General features: G+C 56.1%; 13 protein-coding genes. 12 read left to right on the top strand and 1 reads right to left on the bottom strand.

What is annotated here, in order from left to right; all coding sequences use genetic code 11:
- Positions 1–118: 118 nt before the first annotated feature.
- Positions 119–2344, bottom strand: coding sequence for a type VI secretion system tip protein TssI/VgrG (tssI, locus tag FDW95_RS06875; protein WP_115257813.1), 2226 nt, complete (start codon positions 2342–2344; stop codon positions 119–121).
- A gap of 385 nt (positions 2345–2729) precedes the next feature.
- On the opposite strand from tssI, the gene eutS reads away from it, so the two are divergent.
- The 12 genes from eutS to FDW95_RS23535 form a co-directional block, all read left to right on the top strand.
- Complete coding sequence (gene eutS, locus FDW95_RS06870; RefSeq protein ID WP_096756222.1) at positions 2730–3065, top strand: ethanolamine utilization microcompartment protein EutS; 336 nt, start codon at positions 2730–2732, stop codon at positions 3063–3065.
- 12 nt (positions 3066–3077) lie between these two features.
- The gene (gene eutP, locus FDW95_RS06865) at positions 3078–3557 is read left to right on the top strand and encodes an ethanolamine utilization acetate kinase EutP (RefSeq protein ID WP_096756223.1); all 480 of its coding nucleotides are present in this window, start codon (positions 3078–3080) and stop codon (positions 3555–3557) included.
- Positions 3535–4248: an ethanolamine utilization acetate kinase EutQ gene (gene eutQ, locus FDW95_RS06860; RefSeq protein WP_115257814.1), complete on the top strand. Its 714-nt coding sequence runs from the start codon at positions 3535–3537 to the stop codon at positions 4246–4248. The genes eutP and eutQ overlap by 23 nt, the downstream gene beginning before the upstream one ends.
- A gap of 9 nt (positions 4249–4257) precedes the next feature.
- The gene (gene eutT, locus FDW95_RS06855) at positions 4258–5061 is read left to right on the top strand and encodes an ethanolamine utilization cob(I)yrinic acid a,c-diamide adenosyltransferase EutT (RefSeq protein ID WP_115257815.1); all 804 of its coding nucleotides are present in this window, start codon (positions 4258–4260) and stop codon (positions 5059–5061) included.
- Positions 5058–6074: a phosphate acetyltransferase gene (gene pta, locus FDW95_RS06850; protein WP_096756226.1), complete on the top strand. Its 1017-nt coding sequence runs from the start codon at positions 5058–5060 to the stop codon at positions 6072–6074. Before eutT ends, pta begins: the two co-directional genes overlap by 4 nt.
- Positions 6075–6112: 38 nt before the next feature.
- Positions 6113–6403 (top strand): ethanolamine utilization microcompartment protein EutM, encoded by a 291-nt coding sequence (eutM, locus tag FDW95_RS06845; RefSeq protein ID WP_137363455.1) that lies wholly within the window; start codon positions 6113–6115, stop codon positions 6401–6403.
- A gap of 121 nt (positions 6404–6524) precedes the next feature.
- Positions 6525–6812, top strand: a complete 288-nt coding sequence (gene eutN, locus FDW95_RS06840; RefSeq protein ID WP_096756227.1) for an ethanolamine utilization microcompartment protein EutN — start codon at positions 6525–6527, stop codon at positions 6810–6812.
- A gap of 11 nt (positions 6813–6823) precedes the next feature.
- A complete protein-coding gene (locus tag FDW95_RS06835) occupies positions 6824–8227 on the top strand; it encodes an aldehyde dehydrogenase family protein (RefSeq protein ID WP_115257816.1) in 1404 nt (467 codons plus the stop codon).
- A 12-nt stretch (positions 8228–8239) separates the two neighbouring features.
- Entirely contained in the window at positions 8240–9079 is an 840-nt protein-coding gene (gene eutJ / locus FDW95_RS06830) for an ethanolamine utilization protein EutJ (RefSeq protein WP_115257817.1), read from the top strand.
- On the top strand, positions 9069–10256 hold the full coding sequence (eutG, locus tag FDW95_RS06825) for an ethanolamine utilization ethanol dehydrogenase EutG (protein ID WP_115257818.1): 1188 nt from the start codon (positions 9069–9071) through the stop codon (positions 10254–10256). Before eutJ ends, eutG begins: the two co-directional genes overlap by 11 nt.
- A 123-nt stretch (positions 10257–10379) precedes the next feature.
- Positions 10380–11627, top strand: a complete 1248-nt coding sequence (gene eutH / locus FDW95_RS06820; RefSeq protein ID WP_096756231.1) for an ethanolamine utilization protein EutH — start codon at positions 10380–10382, stop codon at positions 11625–11627.
- On the top strand, positions 11624–12168 hold a 545-nt coding region (locus FDW95_RS23535), incomplete at its 3' end, for an ethanolamine ammonia-lyase reactivating factor EutA (protein WP_249358939.1). The genes eutH and FDW95_RS23535, both read left to right, overlap by 4 nt.

Raw genomic sequence — 12168 nt, 5'->3', positions numbered from 1 at the left:
ATCAATAAGTTGGAGTCATTACCACATTTCCAGTCAGCAGACCATCCAAACAGACCATCATATTTTGTCGGTTTATCCTGTGGTTCATCAAAAAATGGGGTGGGTTTGCTAGTCACTTTTATTCCTCCTCAGTAAACGGTCTGAATACAAGCTCTTTACTTTGAATGCCATCCATTCCTTTTATGGACCCAAACATATGGTTTAATTCAGGCTCAGATGTTGTCTGATCTGATTCGTTTTCCCCATTCGAATCCTCGGAACCACCATCCTCATCTGGCAGCGCCCTCAACACAGTTGGTTGCAGTGTCGATATCGGTGTACCCGGACTCCCCCCGCTGTTCAGGTTTATCTTCGGCCCCGTGATGTCCACGCCACCGGGATGGATCACCACAAACGAACCACCCACCTTCAGACTGATTTTGCTGCTGCTCTCCAGCACAATATCACCCTCGACTTTTATCCCCAGTGCACCCGCCACCTTCCGCGCCAGGTCGCCCTTCACCTCCAGACTGTGGCTGCCTTCCACCAGGCTGATATGGTCCCCGCTGGTTTTATGCGCCTGCTTCCCTTCCACCGTTACTTTCCGGTCATTCGCCACATACAGCCCGTCGTCATGACTGATGCTCACCATCCGGTCATTCTTCACCTTCAGCATCTGGTCATTGCGCACCGTGATGCTGCGGTCATGCGCCACGGTGATGGTCTGGTCATGCCCTGCGGCATTCTCCTTACCCACCTTCACCGTCTGCCCGAGTCCGATGGTAATACTCTGGTTATTGCCGGTGGTTTCTGTGTGGTCCACTTTCACGTCGGTGGTGCGGTTATTCAGCACTTCGGTATCCATGTTCTTCTGCGCATGGATATACACCTGCTCGTTATCCGTCGCATCCTCAAAGCGCAGTTCATTAAATCCCCCGCCTTTGTAGGTTTTCGAGCGGATAGTCATCTGTGTTTTTGTGCCGGGCAGGTCTCCGGGAGAACGGTTATCTTCATGGTAGGTGCGACCCATCACGATGGGCTGGTCCGGGGCGCCGTTGAGAAAGTCGACAATCACTTCCTGGCCCACGCGGGGAACAGCGAGGTTGCCGAACCCGGCTCCGGCCCATGCCTGGGATACCCGTATCCAGCAGGAGCTGTTTTCCGTTCCGTCCTGATAGCGGTCCCAGAGGAACTTCAGCCGTACCCGGCCATATTCGTCGCAGAAGATTTCCTCCCCCGCCGGACCGGTGACCACAGCACTCTGCGGGCCGTCAACGGAAGGTTTTGACAGGGGGGAGGTCCGCCATGTCCGGTCTGCCGGAATCACGTCGAATGCATTGCTGAGCGTGGTGCCTTCCCCCTGGCTGCCATGCTGTGCCTGCGGCTGCTCACCTTTCAGAACGCAGCCTGTCACCTGCCATTCCCGGTTCAGCGTGGGCGAAGGGTGGCCGGTCAGGGTGAAGCGCTTTCCGGGCCACAGTTTCGGGGAATTGCTCACACAGGCTGCCGTTTCGGCACCGTTGCGCCAGCCTTCTGTTTTATAGCGGGTGAAATTTTGTCCGTGCGATTCATCCTTGAATCGACCGGGATAATCAAAAATCTCGTACTGTGACAACTGTCCGTTCAGGTTGTCGGCTTTATGGCCGTAATATCCGGGCCAGTCGGGGACCTTAAAGGTGTAGTCCTGACTCTGCACGGAAGAGGGGCTGACGGTGGCTTCATAGCGAAACTCGCTGATGCATTCCTTGGAGACTTCGCGGGTACCGGGGTTAAAGGGCATTGCCCCCAGAGTGGAAACCCCGGCCACATCATCACAGAGCACCAGTTTTTGTTCAGGACCGGTCGGGTGTAACCAGTCAAAATAGAAAATACCTTCTTCGGCCCACAGGCGGGTGAGAAAAGCGAGGTCGGTCTCGCCGTACTGGACGCAGAATTCCCGTGCCGGATGGGATTCATAGAAGGAAGGCACCCAGTCAGTGACGCCATTTTCAGTGAGCAGGGTGGAGGAAATGGCCTGGATATCCTGCTGCTGAAAGATACGGAAGTTCTGGCGCAACCCTGCCCGCCAGAGCGAGGGAGAGAGGGTCAGGGTGTAATTCATCTGCCAGTCGTTGTTTTCCCCGCTTTCCATCCCGGTAATGATGCCGTGGAGGTAGCGCAGTGGGGTGTTACCCTGCCAGATGGTCAGTGTGGCGTTTTTCTCGAGAAAGCTGACGGCGGTGAGGCCAGACCGGTCGCTGGCAATATCGACACGGAGTAAAAAAGGGGTGGAGAGACTCTGGTAGAGGGTGAAGCTGACGACGGCGGTTGCCGTCTCCGCTAATCCATCCACATCCAGCGTAAAGCGCAGTCCCTGCTGTGACATAAGTATCTCTCCGCGAAATATCATCCGGGAGGCACCATACGCCAGTAAAGTCAGTACAGGTAGAACAGAAAGGGTCGTCTGGCTGAGTTTCGGAAAACGTTTAGGTTGGGTGATAAAGCATCATTACGAGTTTGCGTTGCTTACTGCTGAATCCACCTTTTAAACGAACTATTGTAAATACTTCGATTAAATTTTCCTTAAAGTTAATGATTTCATTTAGTGAGTGTGTTTTTGATTCCTGAATTAAACGAGCAATCTTCATCTTCTCTGTATTTTCCCTTTCTTAGTGATCTCCCTCACCTTTTAAACCTGGTTGCCGAATTTTGTTATTTACTCTGACGAAAAATTGCTACGATGGGGTCAGTTTTAGCAGAGGCGGTGAGCAATGGAAAAAGAACGCATCATCCAGGAATTTGTGCCGGGGAAACAGGTCACGCTGGCGCATCTGATAGCGCACCCCGGCGAAGAGTTGGCGAAAAAGATCGGCGTTCCCGAGTCTGGCGCGATCGGCATTATGACCTTAACGCCGGGTGAAACGGCGATGATTGCCGGTGACTTAGCCATGAAAGCGGCGGATGTACATATCGGCTTTCTCGATAGATTCAGCGGCGCGCTGGTGATCTACGGCTCTGTAGGTGCAGTGGAAGAGGCGTTGCTCCAGACGGTGAGCGGTCTGGGCCGGTTATTAAATTTCACTTTGTGCAACCTGACAAAAAGTTAATCAGAGGCGGCGATGAAACGTATTGCGTTTGTCGGTACGGTGGGGGCGGGAAAAACCACGCTCTTTAATGCGCTCCAGGGGAATTATTCCCTCGCCAGAAAAACACAGGCTGTCGAGTTTAATGAAAACGGCGATATCGACACTCCGGGAGAATATTTTAGCCATCCGCGCTGGTATCACGCCTTAATTACCACGCTGCAGGATGTTGATACGTTGATTTATATACACGCGGCAAATGATTTAGAAAGTCGCTTACCTGCCGGGCTGTTGGATATCGGCGCCAGTAAACGACAAATCGCCGTTATCAGCAAAACGGATGTGCCGGATGCCAATGTCGCCGCAACGCGACAATTACTTCGCGGGATAGGGTTTCAGGAGCCGATTTTTGAGCTCAATAGCCATGACCCAAGCAGTGTGCAGCACCTGGTGGATTATCTGACTGAGCTCAGCCAAAAGGAGGAAAGGGCAGGTGAAAAAACTCATCACAGCTAACGATATTCGTGCGGCCCACGCACGCGGTGAACAGGACGTATCGGTTGTTCTGCGCGCCAGCATCATCACCCCGGAAGCACGCGAAGTTGCGGCGCTGCTGGGCGTCACTATCACTGAATGCGATGAATCTGCGCCGGCAGTCGTATCAACGTCTACGGCAGCACCTGCTGCTGCGGATGACGGCAAAACGGAAAGCCAGCGTATTCGCGAAACCATCATTGCGCAGTTACCGGAAGGACAGTTTACCGAAAGCCTGGTCGCGCAGCTGATGGACAAAGTGATGAAGGAGAAACAGTCGCTGGAGCAGGGCGGAATGCAGCCTAGCTTTGCCTCGGTGACCGGCAAAGGTGGCGTCAAAGTCATTGACGGCAGCAGCGTCAAGTTTGGCCGTTTTGATGGTGCCCAGCCGCACTGCGTCGGCTTAACCGACTTAGTCACTGACCAGGACGGGAGCAGCATGGCCGCCGGGTTTATGCAGTGGGATAACGCATTTTTCCCATGGACGCTGAACTACGACGAAATTGACATGATTCTGGAAGGCGAGCTGCACGTTCGTCATGAAGGCGAAACCATGATTGCGAAGGCCGGGGATGTGATGTTTATCCCGAAAGGTTCCAGCATTGAGTTTGGTACGCCGACGACGGTGAAGTTCCTGTATGTGGCCTGGCCTGCGAACTGGCAGTCCTGCTAAGGCGGATGTATGAAGGATTTCATTACCGAAGCATGGCTCAGAGCGAATCATACGCTTAGCGAAGGGGCTGAAATTCATCTCCCCGCTGATGCTCGCCTGACGCCGTCTGCCCGGGAGTTGCTGGACAGTCGTCGACTGCGCATTAAGTTTATCGATGAGCAGGGAAGCCTGTTTATCGACGACGAGCAGCAGCAACCGCAGCCGGTGCATGGTTTAACCAGCAGCGATGCACACCCGCAGGCGAGCTGCGAGCTGTGTCATCAACCGGTGGCGAAGAAACCTGACACGCTGACGCATCTGACAGCGGACAAAATGGTCGCCAAAAGTGACCCGCGCCTGGGATTTCGCGCGGCGCTGGACAGTACCATTGCGCTGGCCGTGTGGTTACAGATTGAGCTGGCCGAACCGTGGCAGCCGTGGCTGGCGGATATCCGCTCGCGCTTAGGCAACATTATGCGCGCCGACGCCATGGACGAACCTCTGGATGCGCAGGCCATTGTTGGCTTAAGCGACGGAGATTTACACCGGCTCTCGCATCAACCGCTGCGCTACCTGGACCACGACCATCTGGTGCCGGAAGCCAGCCACGGTCGTGATGCTGCACTGCTTAATTTGCTGCGCACCAAAGTCCGTGAAACGGAAACGGTGGCGGCGCAGGTGTTTATCACCCGTGGTTTTGATGTGTTGCGACCAGACATCCTGCAGGCGCTAAACCGTCTTTCGAGTACGGTTTACGTAATGATGATTTTGAGCGTGGCGAAGCATCCACTGAGCATCAGCCAAATCCAACAGCGATTAGGGGAGAAGTCATGATTATTGAACGCGCTCGCCAACTCGCCAAACGTTCACCTGCTCGGGTGGTGTTCCCGGATGCGCTGGATGTCCGAGTGCTGAAAGCGGCGAACTACCTGCATCAGCACGGTCTGGCTCGCCCTATTCTCGTCGCCAGCCCATTTGCATTGCGCCAGTTTGCCCTCAGTCACCGCGTGGCAATGGACGGTATTCAGGTTGTCGATCCGCAAAGCAATGTGCAAATGCGTGAAGAATTTGCCCTGCGATGGCTGGCCCGTGCGGGCGAAAAAACGCCGCCGGATGCGCGGGAAAAACTCAACGATCCGCTGATGTTTGCCGCCGCGATGGTCAGTGCCGGTAAAGCTGATGTCTGTATTGCCGGCAACCTGTCGTCAACGGCAAACGTGCTGCGCGCAGGATTGCGCATTATTGGCTTACAGCCGGGTTGCAAAACGCTGTCGTCGATTTTCCTGATGCTGCCGCAGTATCTCGGACCGTCATTAGGATTTGCCGACTGTAGCGTGGTGCCGCAGCCGACCGCCGCACAGCTGGCGGATATTGCCATCGCCAGCGCGGAAACCTGGCAGGCGATTACCGGTGAAGAGCCGCGAGTGGCCATGCTGTCGTTTTCAAGTAATGGCAGTGCCCGTCATCCCAACGTCGCTAACGTGCAGCAGGCAACGGACATCGTTCGTGAACGCGCGCCGCAGCTTACCGTCGACGGTGAACTGCAGTTTGATGCCGCTTTTGTACCGGATGTCGCCGCGCAAAAAGCGCCCGCCAGTCCGCTACAGGGCAATGCCAATGTGATGGTTTTCCCGTCGCTGGAGGCAGGCAATATTGGTTATAAAATCGCCCAGCGCCTGGGAGGGTATCGTGCCGTAGGCCCCTTAATTCAGGGACTTGCCGCACCGCTTCACGACCTCTCTCGCGGCTGTAGCGTGCAGGAAATTATCGAACTGGCGTTGGTGGCAGCTGTGCCGCGCCAGACTGAAATGAGTCGTGAAAGCGCCTCGCAAACACTGGTTGTTTAGGTCCCGTTCTGGACCCCTTCTACTAAGAGGAAAACACAATGGAAGCATTAGGAATGATTGAAACCCGGGGCCTGGTTGCACTGATTGAGGCTTCTGACGCAATGGTTAAAGCGGCACGCGTGAAACTGGTTGGCGTGAAGCAGATCGGTGGCGGCCTGTGTACTGCCATGGTTCGTGGTGATGTGGCCGCTTGCAAAGCAGCTACGGATGCCGGTGCTGCTGCGCAGCGTATTGGCGAACTGGTTTCTGTACACGTTATCCCGCGTCCGCATGGCGATCTGGAAGAAGTATTCCCGATCAGCTTCAAAGGCGACAGCAACGATATGTAAGTCGTCCATGTGACGCCACTGGATTGTTAAGAGAAAGCTGGCGTCACCCTCTCTCCTTTTCACATTACCTTCTGCGGAGGGTAGGGGGAGGTTTTACCTGAAATATGCCACGGAGGCGGGTATGAAACTGGCAATCGTCACAGGACAAATTGTTTGTACCGTACGCCATCAGGGGCTCGCGCACGACAAGTTGCTGATGGTGGAAATGATTGATGCTCAGGGAAATCCCGACGGGCAGTGTGCTGTTGCTACCGACAGCATCGGGGCGGGAACCGGAGAGTGGGTGCTGCTGGTCAGTGGAAGCTCTGCCCGCCAGGCGCACAGTAGTGACTCATCCCCTGTCGATCTGTGCGTGATTGGCATTGTCGATGAAGTGGTGGCAGGTGGTCAGGTGATCTTCCATAAATAAGGCAGAAAATCATGAATCAACAGGATATTGAACAGGTCGTGAAAGCGGTGCTGCTGAAAATGAAAGACAGCAGCCAACCCGTCAGTGCCGTTCAAGAAATGGGCGTATTTGCCTCCCTGGATGACGCAGTGGCGGCAGCAAAACTGGCACAGCAGGAGCTGAAAAGCGTCGCTATGCGCCAGTTGGCCATTCACGCCATTCGTGAAGCAGGCGAAAAACACGCCAGAGAATTAGCGGAATTTGCTGTCAGTGAAACCGGCATGGGACGCGTTGAAGATAAATTTGCCAAAAACGTGGCGCAGGCACGCGGCACGCCGGGCGTGGAATGCCTGTCTCCACAGGTACTGACCGGTGATAACGGCCTGACGCTGATTGAAAACGCACCGTGGGGCGTGGTGGCATCGGTAACGCCGTCCACCAACCCGGCCGCGACCGTCATTAATAACGCCATCAGCCTGATTGCGGCGGGTAACAGCGTGGTCTTTGCGCCGCATCCTGCTGCAAAAGGCGTTTCTCAGCGTGCGATCGGTCTGCTTAACCAGGCGGTAGTCGCTGCGGGTGGTCCGGCAAACCTGCTGGTGACCGTTGCCAATCCTGATATCGAAACCGCTCAGCGTCTGTTCAAGTACCCAGGTATCGGCTTGCTGGTGGTGACCGGCGGCGAAGCGGTGGTGGAGTCTGCGCGTAAGCACACCAACAAACGTCTGATTGCCGCAGGTGCGGGTAACCCACCTGTGGTGGTGGATGAAACCGCCGATCTGGCGCGCGCCGCGCAGTCCATCGTTAAAGGTGCGTCGTTTGATAACAACATCATCTGCGCCGATGAAAAAGTCCTGATCGTCGTGGATAGCGTTGCCGACGAGCTGATGCGTCTGATGGAAGGTCAGCACGCGGTCAAGCTCACCGCAGCTCAGGCTGAGCAATTGCAGCCGGTGTTGATGAAAAACGTCGATGAACGCGGTAAAGGCACGGTTAGCCGTGACTGGGTCGGGCGCGATGCGGCCAAAATCGCCGCGGCGATCGGCCTGAATGTCCCGGAGCAAACCCGCTTGTTGTTCGTCGAAACCTCAGCCACACATCCGTTTGCGGTAACTGAACTGATGATGCCGGTGCTGCCGGTGGTGCGGGTGGCTAACGTTGACGAAGCCATTGCGCTGGCGGTCATGCTTGAAGGTGGTTGCCACCATACGGCGGCGATGCACTCACGCAACATCGATAACATGAACCGTATGGCTAACGCCATCGACACCAGCATTTTCGTCAAGAACGGACCGTGCATTGCCGGTCTTGGGCTTGGCGGTGAAGGCTGGACCACCATGACCATTACTACGCCAACCGGGGAAGGGGTGACCAGTGCGCGCACGTTTGTCCGCCTGCGTCGCTGTGTATTGGTGGATGCGTTTCGCATCGTATAAGGAGTGAAAGAGATGGCGCATGACGAACAACTGTGGCTCACACCCAGACTGCAAAAAGCAGCAACGCTGTGTAACCAGACGCCGGCCGCGAGTGATGCACCGCTGTGGCTCGGCGTTGATTTGGGGACCTGTGATGTGGTGTCGATGGTTGTCGACAGTGAAGGACAGCCGGTTGCGGTTTGTCTGGACTGGGCCGACGTCGTGCGTGACGGCATCGTCTGGGATTTTTTCGGTGCCGTGACCATTGTTCGTCGCCATCTCGATACGCTCGAACAACAACTGGGTTGTCGCTTTACCCACGCGGCAACCTCGTTCCCGCCAGGAACGGACCCGCGTATCTCCATTAACGTGCTGGAGTCTGCCGGACTTGAGGTTAGCCATGTGCTGGATGAGCCCACCGCCGTGGCGGATCTACTTCAGCTGGATAACGCAGGCGTGGTGGATATCGGCGGTGGGACGACCGGTATTGCCATCGTGAAGCAGGGCAAAGTGACCTATTCCGCCGACGAAGCGACCGGTGGGCATCACATTTCTCTGACGCTGGCTGGGAATCGTCGTATTCAACTGGAAGAAGCCGAGCAGTACAAGCGCAGCAACGGCAAGGAAATCTGGCCGGTAGTGAAGCCGGTTTACGAAAAGATGGCGGAAATTGTCGCCCACCATATTGCCGGGCAGGGCGTCATGGATTTATGGCTGGCCGGTGGGTCCTGTATGCAGCCGGGGGTTGATGAGCTGTTCCGTAAGCGTTTCCCGGAGCTGCAGGTGCATTTACCGCAGCACAGTCTATTTATGACCCCGCTGGCGATTGCCAATAGCGGAAAAGTAAAAGCGGAAGGAATCTATGCAAGCTGAATTGCAGACCGCGCTCTTTCAGGCATTCGATGCCCTGAATCTACAACGCGTAAAAACGTTCAGCGTTCCACCGGTCACGCTATGCGGACTGGGAGCGCTCAGCACCTGCGGACAGGAAGCGCAAACGCGCGGGCTGACGCACATGTTCGTTATGGTAGATAGCTTCCTGCATGAAGCGGGAATGACCGCCTCACTGGAACGCAGCCTGGCGATGAAAGGCGTGGCGATGACGCTGTGGCCGTGCCCGGTCGGTGAGCCGTGCATCACTGACGTTTGCGCGGCGGTCGCACAGTTGCGCGAGTCAAAATGTGACGGCGTTGTGGCCTTCGGCGGCGGCTCGGTACTGGATGCCGCCAAAGCCGTCGCGTTGCTGGTAACCAACCCAACGCAGACACTGGCTGATATGACGGAAAACAGCGTGCTGCGTCCTCGTTTACCGCTGATTGCCGTGCCAACCACCGCCGGGACCGGGTCAGAAACCACCAACGTCACGGTGATTATCGATGCCGCTACCGGACTGAAAAAAGTGCTGGCCCACGCCACGCTGATGCCGGACGTCGCCATTCTCGATGCGGCGGTAACGGAAGGCGTACCGCCGCACGTGACGGCAATGACTGGCATCGATGCACTCACCCACGCTGTTGAAGCCTACAGCGCGCTGAACGCGACACCGTTTACCGACAGCCTGGCAATTGGCGCGATTGCGATGATCGGCAAGTCGCTGCCTAAAGCGGTGGGTTACGGCCATGACCTGGCGGCGCGCGAAAGCATGTTACTGGCTTCCTGTATGGCGGGGATGGCTTTTTCCAGCGCAGGTTTGGGCTTGTGTCATGCGATGGCTCACCAGCCAGGTGCTGCGCTGCACATCCCGCACGGGCAGGCTAACGCCATGCTGCTTCCTACGGTAATGGGCTTTAACCGCATGGTGTGCCGTGAACGCTTCAGCCATATCGGCAGAGCGTTAACCAATAAGAAATCAGACGATCGTGACGCTATCAGTGCGGTCATTGAGCTGATCGCCGAAGTGGGCCAGACCAAACGGCTCGCTGACGTAGGCGCGAAACCTGAGCATTACAGTACCTGGGCGCAAGCCGCATTGAACGATATTTGTATACGCAGCAACCCACGAACCGCCACGCAGGAACAGATTATCGACCTGTACGCGGCGGCACAATAAGGCATACCAGGACGTAGGCCGGATAAGGCGTTCGCGCCGCCATCCGGCAACAACGCGACATCATTGCCTGATGGCGCTGCGCTTATCAGGCCTACTAAGCACCTGGCAAATGGAGATAGGGCTATGGGAATTAACGAAATCATCATGTACATCATGATGTTCTTTATGCTGATTGCCGCCGTGGACAGGATCCTGTCGCAGTTCGGTGGTTCAGCGCGTTACCTCGGTAAGTTTGGTAAGAGCATCGAGGGATCGGGCGGTCAGTTTGAAGAAGGTTTTATGGCGATGGGCGCACTGGGTCTGGCGATGGTCGGTATGACTGCGCTGGCACCGGTACTGGCGCATGTGCTCGGACCGGTAATTATTCCGCTGTATGAAATGCTGGGCGCGAACCCGTCAATGTTTGCCGGAACGCTGCTGGCGTGTGATATGGGCGGCTTCTTCCTGGCGAAAGAACTGGCGGGTGGCGATGTGGCCGCATGGCTGTACTCTGGCCTGATCCTCGGGGCAATGATGGGGCCGACGCTGGTCTTCTCCATCCCGGTTGCGCTGGGAATTATTGAACCGTCAGACCGTCGTTATCTGGCTCTGGGCGTACTGGCCGGTATCGTGACCATTCCGGTTGGCTGTATCGCTGGCGGCCTGGTGGCAATGTACTCCGGGGTTGAAATCAACGGGCAACCGGTGGAGTTCACCTTCGCGCTGATTCTGATGAACATGATTCCGGTGCTGATCGTCGCCATCCTGGTGGCGCTGGGGCTGAAATTTATCCCGGAAAAAATGATTAACGGCTTCCAGATCTTCGCCAAGTTCCTGGTGGCGCTGATCACTATCGGCCTGGCGGCGGCGGTCATTAAGTTCCTGCTTGGCTGGGAGCTGATCCCGGGTCTCGATCCTATCTTCATGTCTGCGGGTGATAAGCCCGGCGAAGTGATGCGCGCCATCGAAGTGATCGGTTCTATCTCCTGCGTGCTGCTGGGTGCCTACCCGATGGTACTGCTGCTGACCCGTTGGTTTGAAAAACCGCTAATGAGTGTCGGCAACCTGCTGAAAATAAACAATATCGCCGCTGCGGGTATGGTGGCAACGCTGGCGAACAACATCCCGATGTTCGGCATGATGAAAAATATGGATACCCGCGGCAAAGTGATCAACTGCGCGTTCGCGGTCTCTGCAGCCTTTGCTCTGGGTGACCACTTAGGTTTTGCCGCCGCGAACATGAACGCCATGATCTTCCCGATGATTGTCGGCAAGTTGATTGGTGGTGTGACGGCGATTGGCGTAGCGATGATGCTGGTGCCAAAAGACGAAAATGTTCCGGCCGTTGTTGACGCGGAAACTGCAGAAGCAAAAGCGGAGGCGCAATCGTGAATACTCGCCAGCTACTGAGCGTCGGTATCGATATCGGCACCACCACCACTCAGGTGATCTTCTCCCGCCTTGAGCTGGTTAACCGTGCGGCAGTGTCGCAGGTGCCGCGCTACGAATTTATCAAACGCGAAATTAGCTGGCAAAGCCCGGTCTTCTTCACACCCGTCGATAAGCAGGGCGGGTTGAAAGAGGCTGAACTTAAAGCGCTGATCCTGGCCCAGTATCAGGCGGCGGGTATTGCGCCGGAAACGGTTGATTCCGGCGCGATCATCATTACCGGAGAAAGCGCGAAAACCCGCAACGCCCGTCCGGCTGTGATGACGCTCTCCCAGTCGCTGGGTGACTTTGTGGTGGCCAGTGCCGGTCCGCACCTGGAATCGGTGATTGCCGGTCACGGTGCCGGTGCACAAACTCTGTCTGAGCAGCGTCTGTGCAGCGTGCTGAATATCGACATCGGCGGCGGGACGTCAAACTACGTACTGTTTGATGCCGGAAAGGTCAGCGGCTCTGCGTGCCTGAACGTCGGGGGACGACTGCTGGA

The sequence above is a fragment of the Citrobacter sp. wls718 genome (assembly GCF_005280945.1).
In the GTDB taxonomy this organism is placed as follows: Bacteria; Pseudomonadota; Gammaproteobacteria; order Enterobacterales; family Enterobacteriaceae; genus Citrobacter; species Citrobacter gillenii.
The sequence above is the reverse complement of the archived record's forward strand: the minus strand, read 5'-3'. Positions and strand labels throughout refer to the sequence as shown.

Coding starts and splice junctions, on each gene's coding strand:
- eutM (WP_137363455.1), top strand. CDS start 6,113: ATGGAAGCATTAGGAATGATTGAAACCCGGGGCCTGGTTGCACTGATT.
- eutJ (WP_115257817.1), top strand. CDS start 8,240: ATGGCGCATGACGAACAACTGTGGCTCACACCCAGACTGCAAAAAGCA.
- pta (WP_096756226.1), top strand. CDS start 5,058: ATGATTATTGAACGCGCTCGCCAACTCGCCAAACGTTCACCTGCTCGG.
- eutN (WP_096756227.1), top strand. CDS start 6,525: ATGAAACTGGCAATCGTCACAGGACAAATTGTTTGTACCGTACGCCAT.
- tssI (WP_115257813.1), bottom strand. CDS start 2,344: ATGTCACAGCAGGGACTGCGCTTTACGCTGGATGTGGATGGATTAGCG.
- FDW95_RS06835 (WP_115257816.1), top strand. CDS start 6,824: ATGAATCAACAGGATATTGAACAGGTCGTGAAAGCGGTGCTGCTGAAA.
- eutS (WP_096756222.1), top strand. CDS start 2,730: ATGGAAAAAGAACGCATCATCCAGGAATTTGTGCCGGGGAAACAGGTC.
- eutT (WP_115257815.1), top strand. CDS start 4,258: ATGAAGGATTTCATTACCGAAGCATGGCTCAGAGCGAATCATACGCTT.
- eutG (WP_115257818.1), top strand. CDS start 9,069: ATGCAAGCTGAATTGCAGACCGCGCTCTTTCAGGCATTCGATGCCCTG.
- eutP (WP_096756223.1), top strand. CDS start 3,078: ATGAAACGTATTGCGTTTGTCGGTACGGTGGGGGCGGGAAAAACCACG.
- eutH (WP_096756231.1), top strand. CDS start 10,380: ATGGGAATTAACGAAATCATCATGTACATCATGATGTTCTTTATGCTG.